Genomic DNA, 17,142 nt, shown 5'->3' on the forward strand with positions numbered 1-17,142 from the left:
TGCCAAGGTAGGCACGCTCGGTACCTACCTTATCAACAACCATCCCCATGGCTTAACGTTGCATATGATCGTCATGTAACCATTGTGCGACTTGCTTGGCGAAATAAGTTAATACCCCATCAGCACCGGCACGCTTAAAGCACAACAGAGACTCCATAACGGTTGGTTTCTCTTGCAGCCAGCCATTCTGGAAGGCAGCCATATGCATAGCATATTCGCCTGACACCTGATAGGCGAAGGTCGGCACACCAAAGGTATCTTTCACCCTACGTACCACATCCAAATATGGCATCCCCGGCTTAACCATTACCATATCAGCACCTTCCTGCAAGTCCTGAGCAATCTCTTGTAAAGCCTCATCACTGTTGGCCGGGTCCATCTGATAGGTTTTCTTATTCCCACCTTTCAGATTACTGCTAGAGCCAATGGCATCACGGAATGGGCCATAGTAGCAAGACGCATATTTCGCTGAATAGGCCATAATTTGCGTATTCACCAACCCTTGTAGCTCTAGTTGATCGCGCACTGCACCGATGCGTCCATCCATCATGTCGCTTGGCGCGACAATCTCGGCACCAGCCTCGGCGTGTGATAACGCCTGACGGACTAAAATCTCTTTAGTGATGTCATTAATGACATAACCATCGGTATCAATTACCCCATCTTGCCCGTGGGTTGTATAAGGATCGAGAGCAACATCAGTAAGGATACCTAACTCTGGTACTGCGTCCTTTAACGCACGCACGGTTCTTTGTACTAAGCCATTCGGATTATAGGCTTCTTCGGCATGTAATGATTTCAAGCTAGATTCAATAACTGGAAACAGCGATATGACCGGCACACCTAGCTTAGCTATGGCCTCAGCTTCTTTCACTAGCAGATCGATCGTCATACGTGAAACACCCGGCATTGACGGAACGGCTTGCTGTTGGTTGGTCCCCTCCATAACAAACACCGGATAGATCAGATCATTGACTGTCAGCTGATTCTCTGCGACCAGACGACGACTGAAATCATGACGGCGCACACGGCGCATACGGCGACCAGGGAAGGTGCCCGGAAATGCATAGCTCATCTTGTTCTCCTAACTCAAACCAACCGGAAAATCCGGCGGGCGTTTTCATCAGTTTTCTGCCCCAGCCATTTAGGGTCTTCTTGTCGCCAGACAGCAACCTGCTGGACGATATGGGGTAGAAAGCAGGGTTCATTGCGGCGGGATGCCGGCTTAGGATGTAAATCCCTTGGCAATAAATAGGGGGCATCTGTTTCTAGCAACAATTGCTGAACAGGAATACGTGGCAGTAACGCCCGCAGCTCAAGACCACGACGCTCATCGCACACCCAACCGGTAATACCAATAGATAAGCCTAATGCCAGACAAGAGTCCAACTCATCAGCCGTGCCAGTAAAACAATGCACAACCGCAGCGGGGAGCTTATCTAGCCAAGGCGCAAGCAAGGCAATGAAACGTTCGTGGGCATCGCGGCAATGTAAAAATACCGGCAGTTCGAGTTCGGCAGCCAGCGCCAGCTGTGCAGTAAATGCGACTTCTTGTGCTACTGGAGTAGAAAAATTGCGGTTAAAATCCAGTCCGCATTCACCAATAGCGACTACTGCCGCATTCGCTGCTAATAATCTGATTTGCTGTTCAACATCTATTTGCCAACAACTCGCCTGATGGGGATGAACACCCGCAGTTGACCAGCAGTAGCCGGGATAGGCAAGGGTAAGCTCCAGTGCCGCCTGACTTTCTTCAGCATCAGTACCAGTAATAAGCATACCGGTAACTGCAGCAGTTTTGGCTCTGTTGACCACTTGATCGTAATCTTTGGCAAATTGCGCGCTGGTTAAATTCACACCAATATCAAACATGAACGTTCCAAAACAGAAGCCGCCTCAAAGGGCGGCTAAAATATCCAGGCATATACCCACAGATTTAAGGTACTTTCGGATGGCTATCCGCGTCTTCATCCTCTTCGTCAATATCTACCCGGCGTTGCTTACCCGTATAAAAACGAGCAAAGAACACCCCAACCTCAAAGAGCAGATACATCGGGATCGCCAATAATGTCTGAGACAGTACATCTGGCGGGGTGAGAAGCATGCCGACAACAAAAGCGCCGACAAATACATAAGGGCGTTTTTTCTTCAATGCCTCGGGCGTTGTAACCCCTGCCCAGCACAGTAGAATTATCGCAATTGGGACTTCAAAAGAAATACCAAAAGCCATAAAGAGCGCCATAACAAAATCAAGGTATTTAGTGATATCCGTGGCAATCAGCACGCTTTCCGGTGCTGTTTTGGCAAAAAAACCAAAAGCTAACGGGAAAACCACAAAGTAAGCAAATGCCATACCCAGATAAAACAATAGGCTGCTGGAGATAAGCAGCGGCACCATCAGACGGCGTTCATGCTTATATAACGCTGGGGCAATGAAAGCCCACACCTGATAAAGGATCATCGGTGCGGAAACAAACACCGAGACCATCATGGTCAATTTAATCGGGGTAAAGAAAGGTGATGCAACATCTGTTGCGATCATACTGGCACCGGCGGGCAACTGTTTGATTAACGGTGCTGATACCAAGTGATAAATATCATTGGCAAAAAATACCAATACCAGAAAAACCACCAAAATAGTGATTATGCAATTCAATAGCCGCTTACGCAGTTCTATCAAATGAGTGATTAAGGGTTGGGTATCATCAACAGCCATGTTTACCGATCGCCGCCAGGTTGGTGAGTTCGAGATTGTTCAGTACTGAATGAATCAGTGCTATGGGAGTCAGTTGCGGTAGTTTGGACCTTGGTTACGGATGGATTCGTAACAGTCACAAGATCCCCGGCTACAGTAGGAATAGGCTTAACAGATTCCTCAACCTGAACTACGGGTTTCTCAACGCCAGCAGGCACAGTTTCAACAGTTGGTTTAATTGTCACCAACGCGCCCGCATTATCGACATCAGGAATTTGCGGTGATGCCGAAACTTGAGTTGCGGACTCCGCAGGCGTAACACCATCATGAATCGCTTCCGGCTCAGTCACCAGTGGATTATGGATAGTATGCGGTGCCTGGGAGCTAACGTCTGAGTGATAAGAACGTTTCAGCGCTTCTGCGGCTTCCTTAAGTTCATCCATCGAAGCTTTCAACTCCGGTGTCAGATTCTGCAAGCCAGCCTGTTCTGCTTTTTTCAGGCTGTCTTGCAACTCTTGAATCTTAAGTTCTTGTGCCAACTCGTTTTGTACGGTTGCCGCCAGTGAACGTAGTGTACGAATCCAACCGGCAACCGTTCTTACAGCAACCGGTAATCTTTCCGGCCCAAGCACGACTAGGCCGATCACAAGTACCAGCAGCAGTTCACTAAACCCGATGTCGAACACAGCTTATCCCTGCTCTTTGTCGTGACTCTTAGACTCTTCAGCTTTAACTACCGGCTGCTGTTTTTCAGTAATCGATTTTGCAAAATCAGCATCATTGCTGGTTTTATCAGTGTTAGTTGGAGGAGTCTGTGGATCATCACCAATTGCCTTTTTAAAGCCTTTGATGGATGCACCCAGGTCTGACCCCAAAGTCCGCAGTTTGTTCGTGCCAAACAGCAGAACGACAATCACGGCAATGATTAACAACTGCCAAATACTTATACCGCCCATCACATTCACCTCTATATTACAGGGGTTATTCCACAGAGGGCCGCATTATACGTCATACTGCCTCTTTGGATACTAATCTAACTTACCGCATTTTGAACTCGCGCATAGCGTTTTTAACTGATGAATGACTTCTTGAACAACTTTTACATAACACTCATACATAACGCCCAAGCTATGCTCTCGCCCATTAACCGGCACTCTTAGCAATAAACAAATTAACTGGTTCGTCGCCAACCGATAAACCAAGCCAATGCGCCTGCGATAATACATCCCGTAGAGATTTCTACCGCATCCGCCAAAAATAAAATGGTACCACTGACTAATAGTGTAGCGCCAACACCGAACAAATACCGTGACTGACCCTGACGTTGTTGCTGACCTTGCATCTGGGTGGTTAGTTTATCAACACTTTGCTGTAATAATTTATGTTGCTGCAAGCTGTCGTAAACCAATTCCGGCAACTCAGGAAATTTTTCTGCCCAAAAAGGTGCCTTTTCTTTCAATGCCCGGATAACAGCAGGTAGACCGACTTGATCCCGTAGCCAGCTTTCCAGGAACGGTTTCGCTGTTGTCCAGAGATCAAGCTGAGGATACAACTGACGACCCAAGCCTTCGACATACAATAAGGTTTTTTGTAGCAGAACCAACTGTGGCTGCACTTCCATATTAAAGCGGCGCGCAGTGTTAAAGAGATTCAACAACACATGTCCAAACGATATTTCGGCCAGTGGTTTTTCAAAAATGGGTTCACAAACAGTGCGAATAGCGAACTCAAAATCCTCAACATTGGTATCACGGGGAACCCAGCCTGAATCAACGTGCAGTTCCGCAACCCGCCGATAATCCCTATTAAAGAAAGCAATAAAGTTTTCAGCCAGATAGCGCTTATCTGCTTTGTTCAGTGAGCCTACAATACCGCAGTCAATACCGATGTAAAGTGGATCATGAGGATGCTCATAGCTGACAAAAATATTCCCCGGATGCATATCTGCATGGAAAAAACTGTCACGAAAAACTTGGGTGAAGAAGACTTGAACCCCACGTTCGGCCAGCAACTTCATATTGGTACCTTGGCTTTCTAAAGCCGTAATATCAGATACCGGAATGCCGTAAATACGCTCCATCACCAATACACTTTCCCGGCAATAATCGGAATAGACTTCGGGAATATAGAGCATTGGGCTGTTTTCAAAATTACGACGTAATTGGATAGCATTAGCTGCCTCACGCAGCAGGTTCAGCTCATCAAGCAGAGTTTTTTCGTATTCACGCACCACTTCGCGTGGCCGTAATCTACGTCCATCAGGCAACAACTTAGGTACCCAGCCAGCCAGCCGGTACATCAAGCGCACATCTGCTTTGATAATCGGCAAGATATCAGGGCGAATCACTTTCAGGACCACTTCCTGACCGTTCTCTTTTAAACGCGCCGTATGTACCTGAGCAATTGAGGCGGAGGCCAAAGCTTGCTGATCAAAATCGTCAAACCAGGTTTCTAATGGCCCACCCATTGCTATTTCAATATACTTTCGTGCGAGTGCGCCATCAAATGAAGCAACCCGGTCTTGTAATAGGGCAAGTTGATCGGCAATTTCCGGTGGGAAGAGATCACGGCGAGTGGACATCATCTGACCAAATTTGATCCAGACTGGTCCTAATTCTTGTAAGGCAAGGCGTAAACGCTCACCCAATGGCTTATCTTTATGTCGATTCGGCAACCAGAAAAACAGATGACGGCCAATACGTAGTGGTAACGTCAAACGGATATTCGGGATTAACTCATCTAACCCGTAGCTCAAGAAAACCCGAATAATTAGATACAGGCGCCGAAGTTCTCCTGGCGTCATTATTTTTTCTCCATGGTTGCCAATCTGGCATTCAATGCCTCAGTTGCACGGGCTGTGGCATCAACCTCTTCGTTAAACCACACCACTTCCAGCGGTGCTGGAGCCACTTTCCATTCTTCGGTTATTGCTTCAGCCAGATAGTGTTGTTGCTGCTGCAATTGCCCACTCAGAAAATAGCTACTTTTATGCGCAACCTGCCCGATGGTTTCCGCGGCAATATCACCGATATAGGGCGCCAGCCACTCAGCCGGATCCCACTCAGCAAGATCCAAAAGCGCGACAACTTGCTGAACCACTTGTATATCGCCTTCAACAATCAGTTTACCGCTACGCATCAAAGGTGAAAGTTGCTGGCGATCCCGCAATTTTGCCAACACAGCAACTTCCGTTTTAACTATGCAATCAGCATCACCATCCCATTGACTTAACACGTCAACCTGCCGTTCACTAAATACCAGCAGCAAAGGAAAATTGATCTCACGTAACTCGATCCGCAGGACTTTTCCTACCAAGCGTAAACGCGCAGCCTTCATGCTTTTATCGCGAAACAGCACACTGTTTAATGATGTTTCTATCGCAGCAGTAATGAGTTGCGACAGCAACATAGGTTTCAGTAAGAAGGTTTTAGATATCAGTGATTTTAGCGGCATAGCCATATTCCTGTTAAAACTTAAAGCCCCGATGTAACGCAACAATGCCACCGGTTAAATTGGAATAGGTTACGTTTTCAAACCCGGCATCTACCATCATGCCTTTCAGCGTTTCTTGATCGGGGTGCATCCGAATAGACTCCGCTAAATAACGGTAACTTTCAGAGTCCTGGGCCACAAGTTCGCCAATCTTGGGCAAAATATGGAAGGAATAAGCATCGTAGGCTTTGCTCAAAGGTTCCAGAAGTGGTTTGGAGAATTCGAGAACCAACAAACGACCACCGGGCTTTAATACCCGAAACATAGAGCGTAAGGCTTTTTCTTTTTCGGTTACATTTCGCAGGCCAAATGAAATGGTAATACAATCAAAGTAATTATCAGGGAAAGGTAAAGCCTCAGCATTAGCCTGCACATAACTGACATTACCTACAATACCTTTGTCACGTAGCTTTTCTCTACCCATACGCAACATCGATTCATTGATATCAGCCAGAACCACTTCACCCTGCTCACCCACAAGGCGAGAGAACTTGGCCGTTAAATCTCCGGTGCCACCCGCCAGATCTAATACCCGTTGACCGCGCCGAACACCACTACAGTCAATGGTAAAACGCTTCCAAATACGGTGAACACCGAACGACATCAGGTCATTCATCAGATCGTATTTGGCGGCTACGGAATGAAAAACTTCTGCCACCATGCCTTCTTTCTGTTCTTTGGCTACGGTGCGGAAACCAAAATGAGTGGTTTCCTTCTCCTGATCTACCATTTTCTGTGCCTGCTTTTCAGTCAATCTTTCGAGGAAGTGTACCAGAACTCCGATGAAAGCCCCACCTCACCTGGTATTAAGGTAACTGCTTATTCGCAGTATTCTCAACATCATACAGAAGAGGACCATGCAACTAACCCTGATACTTCAGCGGTGCCGAATCATTTATATCCTTCTTACACAAAACTACAGCGGCATTAGTAGCTCTCATCCGCGTCACTGATTATAAGCTAACTCAGCGGTGCCACTCATGTTGCCTTACTGCAATCCTGATTGCTTTGGATATGTCTCTGACTCAGCATCATCAGATAGCGCTAAATCGCCTTCTGGTTGATGCTCAGCGCTGGCTCTTTCTGCCAGTAATGGGCTAATAGGCCGTTTTACCTCGACCCCCAGAGTGCGAAAACTTTCTACTTGCCCAATCAGGTTACCACGGCCTTGCGACAGTTTGTTCATTGCCTGACGATAACTTAGGTGCGCTTTATCGAGGCTTTGCCCCAACGACTCCATATCATCAACAAATAAGCGCAACTTGTCATAGAGTTTGGCTGCCCTATCGGCAATACGCTGTGCATTCTGGCTTTGATGCTCGTAACGCCATAAATTAGTAATCGTCCGCAAAGCCACCAGCAATGTTGTCGGGCTAACCAACATAATATTGTGCTGTAGTGCTTCACTTATCAACTCTGGCTGGCGATCAATGGCCACCAGAAATGCAGGTTCCACCGGAATAAACATCAATACATAATCAAGCGACCGCAACCCCGGAAGTTGTTGGTAATCCTTACGGCCTAACATTCTAATATGGGCGCGCAGCGATGATAAATGCTCATTGAGTGCTACTTCTCGCTCAGCGTCATCTTCGCTATTAAAATAGCGCTCATATGCAACCAACGACATTTTAGCGTCAATCACCACATCTTTACCCTGTGGTAAGCGCACAATGACATCTGGCTGCATACGACTGTTGCTATCAAGCTTTACACTTACCTGAGTTTGATACTCATAACCTTCACGCAGCCCAGAAGCTTCAAGCACTTTAGCCAGAACGACTTCCCCCCAGTTCCCCTGCGTTTTATTATCACCTTTCAGTGCTTTAGTCAGGTTTAGTGCTTCTCGCGCCATTTGAGCATTCAATTGTTGCAGACTGCGTATTTCATGGGTCAGCGTGTGGCGCTCTCTGGCTTCTTGTCCAAAGCTATCCTGAACCTGACGGCGGAAACCATCCAACTGTTCCCGTAAAGGCAGTAATAAGCGGTCCAGACTTTGTTTATTTTGTTCGTCCGCACGACGGCCAGTTTGTTCAAAGATGCGGTTCGCCAGATTTTCGAATTGTGTGGTCAGCCGCTGTTCACTGTTAATGAGAAGTCGCTGTTTTTCCTCGCCAGTCAGACGTGTTTCTTCCAAACGGATAGTGACTTCGCGCAGTTCCGCCTCTTGGGCGCTATTCACTTCTCTTTGAGCACGGAGTTCTTGATTGAGTTGATCACATTCATTACGCCAATGAGCTAACTGTTGCAGTTTTTCAGCATTTGCTGCCAATTGGCTGTGCAAACTACGTTGTTCCAATTCATCTTGCCGTAATTGCTGCTCATTGCGCTGTAAAGCAGTTTGTAGCTCGACAATATTCTGCTGCGCCTGCTGTAAGGACTGCTCTAGTAATCGCCGTTCTATATCCTGTTGCGCTTTATTCCGTTGCTGGTACAAGCTGGCAATTAGCCAACCAATAAGTCCACCGATAAGGCAGCCTGCCAGTCCATAAAATAAACTGATATCCACGGTTATCTCCCCATTAACCTATTGTCAGTCAAGGTAAGGGGATACTGTATGGATGTCCAGAGTGTTTTTCCGTTACATGCTATCTTGCGAAGCTGTGCGCATAAATAACACACAGTCCAAAAAACGCTCACCTTGCGACCCCAAATAGGTTAAAACAGCTATCCATTGACGAACGGCGTGCCACTTACGTACTTAATCTATCCAGTGAGATAGCCATTGAATGCCGAACGCGCCCGGAGCCAGAATACCGAAGGCCCAAATTAGAGCGGAAGTGATGTTGGCTAACTGAAAGTAGAACTTTGGCATAGCACAGATCCCGGCAACCAAAGGAACAACTGCGCGTAGTGGGCCAAAGAAGCGGCCAATAAACGCGCCAAAGAATCCCCAACGCTCAAAGAATGCATGGCCACGAACGAGTAACTGAGGATTGCGAGAAAGTGGCCACAAAGTGCCTACTCGGTCTTTGTAATGGACACCAACCCAATAGGAGAGCCAGTCGCCAAAGAAAGCACCTGCCGCAGCAGCGGCCCAAATGGGCCAGAAAGAGATACCACTTTCACCGATTAGCGCCCCCAATCCGAGCAAGATAACCGTTGCAGGTAGCAGTAAAGAAAGAAAGGCGAGCGACTCACCAAAAGCCAGAATAAAGACGATAGGAATCGCCCATGCTTCGTGTTCACGAACAAAATCGATAACGATAGTAATGACATCATTCAGGGTCACATGCATTTTCCTGTTAGCAACATAGTTGCTATTAGCATACCCAATGTGTCGTGATCTTTGTTTAACAAAAAATAAACGGCCGGAAGATTCCGACCGTTTATAGACTCAAGATCATTGCCGTTACAGCAAGGCTGCCAACGAACGAATCCTAATAATCTGACTCAAATCAGTGATTCGTTTAAGCCGGAGCCACTAGCCACACTGCAACTTCAAGTAAGAAAGAGTGCAGGTTAATACAATGAATCAAAGATATCAGGCGTTAGCCGTCACTACTTTATTGCCAGCCATTTCAGCAGAGCGGCGGATCCACAATTCACGCCATTTTTTCAGTGCTGATATCAGGATAATGACGCCCAGTGTCATCATAATAATCGAGATGATGCCATTGAACAGATTGTAGCCCTTAGCTGCTGAGTTGAAATACACGTGAGTGATCATCCAGTAACCAGCATAGTTTACGGTTACAAACAGATAGGCCAGTGGAATAACACAGGTCAGCATGTAAATACGTTTGGTTGCCAACCGCAGAATAATAGTGGCACCAATGATTAAACCAACAGAAGCCATTAATTGGTTTGATACGCCGAATAACGCCCAGACAGAGTTGATATCACCTGAGTTAAGCAGGTAACCCCACAGTGCGCAGGCAATAACACTGCATGCCAATGTACCTGGTAACCAATCAGTACGTTTCAGTGGTGCCCAAATATCACCTAAGAAGTCTTGCAGCAGATAACGAGCAACACGCGTGCCGGAGTCAACAGCAGTCAGAATAAATACCGCTTCAAACATAACAACAAATTGGAAGAAGTAAGCCGCCAGACTGCTGAACCATGGCACACGAATGAAGATATCCGTCATACCAACAGCTAAGGTTACCGCACCACCGGTACGACCATAGAGATCCAGGCCAATTTCCTGACTCAGTTTTGGCAAGTTCACCACTTCCATACCGAGCATGCTCCAGGCTTCAGCGGAAGAGTTAATCGCAAAGTAGTCAGCAGGATGCAAGGAGGTTGCCGCGATCAAGGCCATAACCCCAACCATACATTCGGCCAGCATCGCACCAAAGCCGACGGGTAAGATATCACTCCATTTGTCGATCTGTTTTGGTGTTGTCCCTGAGCCGATAAAGGCATGGAAACCAGAAATGGCACCACAGGCAATGGTAATAGAGATAAACGGCCAGACTGGGCCTGCCAACACCGGGCCTCCACCATGAATAAACTGGGTCAATGCCGGGAATTGAATTTCAGGGTTAATAAATACAACTCTAACAATCAACGCACCGAATACACCGATCTTCATAAAGCTGGAAAGATAACCACGAGGGGTTAATAGCATCCACACAGGGAGGGCGGTCGCAAAGAAAGCATACATTGGCAGGATGATACTGACGGTATCCGCTTTCAGCATTAACCAATCGCCCAGCCAGATTCCTTCAATATAAGGGCCGACAAATACGCACACCATGATAGCAGCGATACCGACATAAGAAGCGCCCTTCATGCTGCCAGTCATGCGCTCCCATAAGCCAACGCAGATAGCGATAGGGATTGTCATGAACACGGCGAAAGTACCCCAAGGGTTACGTTCCAGTGCATGTACCACCACCATCGACAACCCGGCCATGGTAATAGTAATGATGAACAACATTGCCAGACCGGTACACCAGCCAGCAACCGGACCAAGCTCTGATTTTGCCACTTCCGACAGGGATTTCCCCTGATGTTTCATGGAAGCAAACAGCACAACCGTATCGTGAACCGCGCCGCCGATCACACAACCGATCAGCAACCACAGAAAACCAGGTAAATAACCATATTGGGCTGCCAGCACAGGGCCGACCAATGGACCAGCCGCAGCGATTGCCGCAAAGTGGCTACCAAAGTTCACCCATTTTTTAGTTGGAACGTAATCTTTACCATCTTCGAAGGTGTGGGAAGGTGTTACTTCACTGTCATCGACGCGCAAAACCTTACGAACAAAAAAGATACCGTATAAACGGTAGCAGATCATAAGGATACACGCTGAAGCGATAACAAAGGTAATCGCATGTTGCATGAGCATTCTCTCCAGGGAATTTGTCAGGCGTTAACATACGCCTGACCCCTAAGAGAAATATCAGCGATCTGGTTAAGCGGTAGTTTGTATCATTAAGCGGTTAAAAAGAGCCACCCAGTGGTGACTCAATATCATAAAGATCAGAAAGAGTGCGGGTAGATAAACCACTACTCTAAAAAATAGGACTGTAACTTTTTGCGCTCAGCGCTACCCAGGCCGAACTCCTGTTGCAACCACTGTTCACGACTACCATAACGCTGTTGAATACTACGCAGAGCAGTTTGAATAAACTCTTCTTTGGCCGATAAGACAAAAGCGAATTGCCCTAACGCTTGGTCATTCAGTTTGAGTGCCAACTCTGCCAGCATATGCTCACGGAAAGGGGCCAGAGTGGTTTCAGTCAACAGATAATCTTCCAATACCGTCGATTCATCGGCACCCAAGGCAAATAACACCAGTGCAGAACCAATACCAGTACGGTCTTTCCCGACAGCACAATGTTGTACCACACCCGCAGCAGCATGCTCCGAAGATGCGCAATTTTGCAACAATCCAACCAGTTGTTTATAGGCTTGATTATTAAAAGGCAGCCGGCGATAAAGCTCTAACATAAAACCACGGGCATCAAATGCCGCTAATGTCTCGTTAGTCAGTTTTTCCAAATTGGCATTGACTTCACTGCTCAGCGGGTTGGCCGGAATATTGTGATAACTGGCGCCAGTCCACACCACATCTGGTTTAGCCTGAACTTCATCGGCATCGCGATAATCAAGAATTTGAGCGACGGAGCCACTACTGAGGAAATCACAATCTCTGGTACTTAAGCGGTCGAGTGAACCTGAGCGGAACAGCAATCCGCGCTTGATACGCCGCCCATCAGCAGCCTGATTACCGCCAAGGTCACGAAAATTAATACCGCCATCAAGTGCGATTAGGGAGGGATGGGATAGAGCAGTTTTCGTCATATTTTCCTCTTATTATTGTTCTTTATAAGAGTGATGACCTTAGCAGATAAACCGGAAAAATAAAAAACGGGCCAGAAGACTGACCCGATAACAGACAGTTTGTTGACTCGCCAATCGTCGCTATTAGCTCAGACGGCGGGCCTAGATCAAATGACGAGCTGCTTCTACCACAATTTTCACCGCGTCACTTTCAGTCGCTTTCATAGTTTCTTCGTTTGGGATCTCTTGCTGGGTGCGATTTACAATTACCCCTGCGACCATGCCGGCACGCAAGCCCTGGCTGGCACACATGGTGAGCAAGGTTGCAGATTCCATTTCATAATTCATCACGCCCATAGATTGCCATTCTTCCATGGAGCCTTTAAAACGGCTGACAACACGACCAGAGAAGGTGTCATAACGCTCCTGCCCCGGATAGAAGGTATCGGAAGAGGCGGTCACACCAATATGAGTAGTCGCCCCCACTGATTTGGCAGCATTAACTAATGCAGTGGTGCAGGTAAAGTCAGCCACTGCTGGGAACTCCATCGGCGCAAAGTGCAGGCTGGCTCCGTCTAAACGTACAGCGGCGGTGGTAACCAACACATCACCAACATTAATATGTGGCTGAATAGCACCAGTGGTACCAATACGTAGGAAAGTCCGTACACCAAGCTGTGCCAGCTCTTCAACCGCAATAGAAGTCGATGGGCCACCGATACCCGTTGAGCAGACGATCACTGCTTTGCCATCCAATTCGGCGCGCCACGAAGTAAATTCACGATGAGAGGCCAAATGTACTGGGTTATCCATCAATTTAGCGATTTTCTCAACACGCTGTGGATCACCCGGAACGATAGCCAGAGTCGCCCCTTGCAGATCATTTTTAGTCAGGCCCAAGTGAAAAACGTCAGATTTAGCCATGTGTGAGAGTCCTCTTTCATGAGAGATGTTGTAGGGAGGTGCAAAGAAATACTTTACTCAAAATTATCACTTTATTTCGTGATGACAGTCACCTTGCCAAAAGAAATGAATTACACGATACATTTTAAATGTGACAAAAATCACATTTAATGGCAGTTAAGACTATTTTTTAGACAAAGCTGGCGAGAAATGACAATTATACCCAAGCTGATTACAGTTGCAGCTAACACCACTGCAACGCCAAGTACGAAAGGTATATTTCTCTATAAGCAGGAATGATAGACCAATATCCTGCTATCAATTGCTAACTGCTATCAATTGCTAACTTCTATCGATTGTTAAACTCTATCAACTATTAGTCTGAGTTATAAAATTCAAGATATGAATCACCAAAAATTATAATTACAAAAAACCTGATCTCATTAATCTCAAAGATTACCTATAGTTAAACTCGGCAATAGCAAAAATCGGGGAGTAATGGGTAATTCAACTCGGTAATTTTTTCTCATATCGCAAGGAGACTACAGTGAAAACTGATCAACTTATGACTCCCAGGCAGGCGGCAGACGGTTTCACCTCTGCGGTAGGCCCACTGGCCTCGACGACCCGCCATACCGATCAACAAGGTATTCACTGCACAGAAACCACCATTCCGTCTCAGGGCGATGAATTACCGGCCTATATTGCCAAACCGGCCCAGCAAAACGGGTCATATCCGGTGGTTATTGTCGTGCAAGAAATCTTTGGCGTACATGAGCATATTCAGGATATCTGCCGCAGACTAGCTAAACAGGGGTATCTGGCCATTGCACCTGAGCTGTTCTTCCGCCAAGGCGATGCCAAAGAATATGATGACATCAATGCATTAGTGAAAAATCTGGTGGGTAAAGTGCCAGACCGTCAGGTTATGGTGGATCTTGATCATGCAGCGCATTGGGCATCACGCCATGGTGGGGATACCAGTAAACTGGCCATTACCGGATTTTGCTGGGGTGGACGGATTGCGTGGTTGTATGCGGCCCATAACCCACAGTTAAAAGCGGCAGTGGCTTGGTATGGCAAACTGGTCGGTGAAAAAACCTTACTGTTACCCAAATCTCCGGTTGATGTCGCGATTGATCTCAATGCTCCGGTGCTAGGGTTGTATGGCGGCAAAGATGGCAGTATTACGCAAGAACATATCGATACTATGCGTCAGGCATTACGTGCAGCAAATGCCGATGCAGAAATCATTGTTTATCCAGATGCTGGGCATGCTTTTAATGCTGACTACCGCCCAAGTTATCACGCCGAATCCGCACTGGATGGCTGGCAGCGGATGCTCGATTGGTTTGATCAACATGGTGTTGCCGCCAATCCCATATCTGAATAAGTGAAATAACGGCAATAAAAAGGGCGCGAGATGCGCCCAGAATTTAACGATTAGACTGAGATAGCATCAGAGTTGTTCTGCACGCAAACGCTGCGCAGCCAGTACCATGTTTGCCAGTGCCTGACGGGTTTCTGGCCAGCCACGCGTTTTCAAACCACAATCCGGGTTAACCCACAAACGTTCTGCCGGGATACGTTGAGCGGCTTTACGTAGTAATGCTTCAATCCACTCCACACTTGGCACATTCGGCGAGTGAATATCATAAACGCCGGGCCCAATTTCATTCGGGTAAGCAAAATCTTCGAATGATTCGAGCAATTCCATATCTGAACGAGAGGTTTCGATGGTAATCACATCAGCATCTAGCGCAGCAATGGAATCCATGATGTCATTAAACTCGCAATAACACATATGAGTATGAATCTGGGTGTCATTCTGCGCGACAGCCGCATTCAGTTTAAAGGCATCGATGGCCCATTGTAGATACGCTTGCCAATCGGCACGGCGCAGGGGTAAGCCTTCACGCAGCGCAGGCTCATCAATCTGGATGATACCAATACCGGCTTTCTCCAGATCTTCCACTTCATCACGCAGCGCCAGTGCAATTTGTTTGGCGATGGTTTCACGGCTAACATCTTCGCGCGGGAATGACCAACACAGGATAGTGACCGGGCCGGTCAACATGCCTTTTACTGGTTTGTCCGTCAGCGATTGAGCATATTTGGCCCATTCAACCGTGATAGCTTGCGGGCGGCTGATGTCACCAATAATCACTGGCGGCTTAACACAACGGGAACCGTAGCTCTGCACCCAACCATTTTGGGTAAAAACGAATCCATCCAGATGTTCGCCAAAATATTCAACCATATCATTACGTTCTGCTTCACCATGAACCAATACGTCCAGACCTAAACGCTCCTGTTCAGCAATGGCTTGCTTGATATGTTCGCTGATACCGGTGCGGTAGTTTTTCCCATCCAAACGGCCTTGCTTGAAGTCCAGACGCAGGCCACGGATCTCAGTAGTTTGCGGGAATGAACCGATAGTGGTGGTTGGCCAGGCCGGTAAGTTAAAGCGCTTACGCTGCGCTTCAGCGCGGCCTTCATAAGGCAGTTGGCGTTCAATATCCTGTGCAGTAATGGCCGCCAGACGTTGCTCCACCTGCGTATTATGAACACGACTGGAGGATTGACGGGCACGGATCGGCGCACTGTACGCAGCTAACTCGGCCAGTTTGGCTTCGCTCGGCGCGTTTAATGCTTGTGTTAATAATGCCAGTTCAGCGCATTTTTGCAGCGCAAAGGCAAACCAGCTTTTCACTTCTGCATCAAGACGTGTTTCTTCACTTAAATCAATCGGGCTGTGTAATAAGGAGCAAGAGCTACCCAACCATAATGGGCGACCATTAACCTGTGGTTGCAGGCGCTCGAACCAGTTGCTAAGGTCAGCACGCCACACGTTACGGCCATTAATCACCCCCAGCGAGAGCAGCCACCCTTTTGGCAATTTTGTATCCAGAACAGCAATATCATCTTTGCCTGCAACCACATCAACATGCAGACCTTGCACTGGCAACTCACGGATAACGTCAAGGTTATGGCCGATGCTGTCGAAATAGGTGGTCAGCAACAATTTAACCTTGCCTTCCAGCACCTGATAAGCCGACTGATAAGCGTCCAGCCACTCTGGTGGTAACTCCAGTACCAGTGCAGGTTCGTCAATCTGTACCCACTCAATGCCACGTTTCGCTAATTCAGCCAGCACTTGTTGGTACACCGGGAGGATATCTTGCAGCAGAGAGAGACGGTCAAACTGCTCGCCTTTAACTTTACCCAGCCACAGATACGTTACCGGGCCCAGCAATACTGGTTTGATTTTGTGACCTAATGCCAGCGCTTCGTCCACCTCATCCAGCAGTTGAGTCCAGCCCAGTTTGAACTGCTGACCTAGTTGGAACTCTGGCACCATGTAGTGATAATTGGTGTTAAACCATTTAGTCATTTCCGCCGCTGCCGCAGGCTTACCGGTTGGTGCACGGCCACGGCCAATACGGAAGAGCGTATCCAAATCAATAGAACCATCCGTATTTTGATGGCGCTCTGGGACGTTGCCCAACAGCAGGCTGGTGGTCAATACATGGTCATACCACGCGAAGTCACCGACCGGCACCAAATCAATACCTGCTTGCTGCTGCTGTTGCCAATGGCGGGCGCGCAATTCACGACCCACATTGAGCAGTTCTTCTTGCGTGGAGTTGCCTGCCCAGTAACTTTCTTGTGCTTTTTTCAGTTCACGTTTCAGACCTACACGCGGAAAACCCAGTGTGTGATTTAAAATTGTCATCGTCATATTTCCCATTTAGCCATCCAGATGTTTACACATCCATAATCAGCAGGTACTGTATAATCCACAAGCGCAT

The 17,142-nt window shown here is 47.4% G+C and carries 15 protein-coding genes; 1 reads left to right on the forward strand and 14 read right to left on the reverse strand.

Annotated features, from left to right (window positions below):
• Window positions 1–52: 52 nt before the first annotated feature.
• From hemB to udp, 13 genes are all read right to left on the reverse strand, one after another.
• On the reverse strand, window positions 53–1,075 hold the full coding sequence (hemB, locus tag ACWJJO_RS21160) for a porphobilinogen synthase (protein WP_083162018.1): 1,023 nt from the start codon (window positions 1,073–1,075) through the stop codon (window positions 53–55).
• Window positions 1,076–1,089: 14 nt separating this feature from the next.
• Window positions 1,090–1,872: a 3'-5' ssDNA/RNA exonuclease TatD gene (tatD, locus tag ACWJJO_RS21165; RefSeq protein ID WP_372569739.1), complete on the reverse strand. Its 783-nt coding sequence runs from the start codon at window positions 1,870–1,872 to the stop codon at window positions 1,090–1,092.
• A gap of 64 nt (window positions 1,873–1,936) precedes the next feature.
• Window positions 1,937–2,716: a Sec-independent protein translocase subunit TatC gene (gene tatC / locus ACWJJO_RS21170; RefSeq protein ID WP_481091497.1), complete on the reverse strand. Its 780-nt coding sequence runs from the start codon at window positions 2,714–2,716 to the stop codon at window positions 1,937–1,939.
• A gap of 2 nt (window positions 2,717–2,718) precedes the next feature.
• Entirely contained in the window at window positions 2,719–3,381 is a 663-nt protein-coding gene (gene tatB, locus ACWJJO_RS21175) for a Sec-independent protein translocase protein TatB (protein WP_083162012.1), read from the reverse strand.
• A gap of 3 nt (window positions 3,382–3,384) precedes the next feature.
• Window positions 3,385–3,651, reverse strand: a complete 267-nt coding sequence (gene tatA / locus ACWJJO_RS21180; protein ID WP_083162010.1) for a Sec-independent protein translocase subunit TatA — start codon at window positions 3,649–3,651, stop codon at window positions 3,385–3,387.
• Between the two features lie 215 nt (window positions 3,652–3,866).
• Window positions 3,867–5,498, reverse strand: a complete 1,632-nt coding sequence (gene ubiB / locus ACWJJO_RS21185; RefSeq protein ID WP_083162008.1) for a ubiquinone biosynthesis regulatory protein kinase UbiB — start codon at window positions 5,496–5,498, stop codon at window positions 3,867–3,869.
• Window positions 5,498–6,148 (reverse strand): ubiquinone biosynthesis protein UbiJ, encoded by a 651-nt coding sequence (gene ubiJ, locus ACWJJO_RS21190; RefSeq protein WP_481091498.1) that lies wholly within the window; start codon window positions 6,146–6,148, stop codon window positions 5,498–5,500. The genes ubiB and ubiJ overlap by 1 nt, the downstream gene beginning before the upstream one ends.
• 13 nt (window positions 6,149–6,161) lie before the next feature.
• Entirely contained in the window at window positions 6,162–6,917 is a 756-nt protein-coding gene (gene ubiE / locus ACWJJO_RS21195; protein ID WP_083162004.1) for a bifunctional demethylmenaquinone methyltransferase/2-methoxy-6-polyprenyl-1,4-benzoquinol methylase UbiE, read from the reverse strand.
• Window positions 6,918–7,175: 258 nt separating this feature from the next.
• A complete protein-coding gene (rmuC, locus tag ACWJJO_RS21200) occupies window positions 7,176–8,696 on the reverse strand; it encodes a DNA recombination protein RmuC (RefSeq protein WP_193784764.1) in 1,521 nt (506 codons plus the stop codon).
• Window positions 8,697–8,888: 192 nt separating this feature from the next.
• Entirely contained in the window at window positions 8,889–9,419 is a 531-nt protein-coding gene (locus ACWJJO_RS21205) for a DedA family protein (protein ID WP_083164014.1), read from the reverse strand.
• A 252-nt stretch (window positions 9,420–9,671) separates the two neighbouring features.
• Window positions 9,672–11,483 (reverse strand): carbon starvation CstA family protein, encoded by a 1,812-nt coding sequence (locus ACWJJO_RS21210; protein ID WP_481091615.1) that lies wholly within the window; start codon window positions 11,481–11,483, stop codon window positions 9,672–9,674.
• A gap of 167 nt (window positions 11,484–11,650) precedes the next feature.
• Window positions 11,651–12,448 carry a tyrosine-protein phosphatase gene (locus tag ACWJJO_RS21215; RefSeq protein ID WP_083162000.1) on the reverse strand — a complete coding sequence of 266 codons (798 nt, stop codon included), beginning with the start codon at window positions 12,446–12,448 and terminating at the stop codon, window positions 11,651–11,653.
• Window positions 12,449–12,589: 141 nt separating this feature from the next.
• A complete protein-coding gene (gene udp / locus ACWJJO_RS21220; RefSeq protein ID WP_005187884.1) occupies window positions 12,590–13,351 on the reverse strand; it encodes a uridine phosphorylase in 762 nt (253 codons plus the stop codon).
• Between the two features lie 526 nt (window positions 13,352–13,877).
• On the opposite strand from udp, the gene ACWJJO_RS21225 reads away from it, so the two are divergent.
• On the forward strand, window positions 13,878–14,723 hold the full coding sequence (locus ACWJJO_RS21225) for a dienelactone hydrolase family protein (RefSeq protein WP_372569743.1): 846 nt from the start codon (window positions 13,878–13,880) through the stop codon (window positions 14,721–14,723).
• 66 nt (window positions 14,724–14,789) lie between these two features.
• Here ACWJJO_RS21225 and metE read toward each other — a convergent pair whose 3' ends face one another.
• Window positions 14,790–17,066 (reverse strand): 5-methyltetrahydropteroyltriglutamate--homocysteine S-methyltransferase, encoded by a 2,277-nt coding sequence (gene metE / locus ACWJJO_RS21230; RefSeq protein ID WP_481091499.1) that lies wholly within the window; start codon window positions 17,064–17,066, stop codon window positions 14,790–14,792.
• Window positions 17,067–17,142 lie beyond the last annotated feature (76 nt).

The sequence above is a fragment of the Yersinia antarctica genome, from assembly GCF_056636475.1.

What these genes read in the sequence shown, in the direction of transcription:
- hemB (WP_083162018.1), bottom strand. Translation starts at nt 1,075, where the DNA reads ATGAGCTATGCATTTCCGGGCACCTTCCCTGGTCGCCGTATGCGCCGT.
- ubiE (WP_083162004.1), bottom strand. Translation starts at nt 6,917, where the DNA reads ATGGTAGATCAGGAGAAGGAAACCACTCATTTTGGTTTCCGCACCGTA.
- ACWJJO_RS21215 (WP_083162000.1), bottom strand. Translation starts at nt 12,448, where the DNA reads ATGACGAAAACTGCTCTATCCCATCCCTCCCTAATCGCACTTGATGGC.
- udp (WP_005187884.1), bottom strand. Translation starts at nt 13,351, where the DNA reads ATGGCTAAATCTGACGTTTTTCACTTGGGCCTGACTAAAAATGATCTG.
- ACWJJO_RS21210 (WP_481091615.1), bottom strand. Translation starts at nt 11,483, where the DNA reads ATGCAACATGCGATTACCTTTGTTATCGCTTCAGCGTGTATCCTTATG.
- metE (WP_481091499.1), bottom strand. Translation starts at nt 17,066, where the DNA reads ATGACAATTTTAAATCACACACTGGGTTTTCCGCGTGTAGGTCTGAAA.
- tatD (WP_372569739.1), bottom strand. Translation starts at nt 1,872, where the DNA reads ATGTTTGATATTGGTGTGAATTTAACCAGCGCGCAATTTGCCAAAGAT.
- tatC (WP_481091497.1), bottom strand. Translation starts at nt 2,716, where the DNA reads ATGGCTGTTGATGATACCCAACCCTTAATCACTCATTTGATAGAACTG.
- ubiB (WP_083162008.1), bottom strand. Translation starts at nt 5,498, where the DNA reads ATGACGCCAGGAGAACTTCGGCGCCTGTATCTAATTATTCGGGTTTTC.
- ubiJ (WP_481091498.1), bottom strand. Translation starts at nt 6,148, where the DNA reads ATGCCGCTAAAATCACTGATATCTAAAACCTTCTTACTGAAACCTATG.
- tatA (WP_083162010.1), bottom strand. Translation starts at nt 3,651, where the DNA reads ATGGGCGGTATAAGTATTTGGCAGTTGTTAATCATTGCCGTGATTGTC.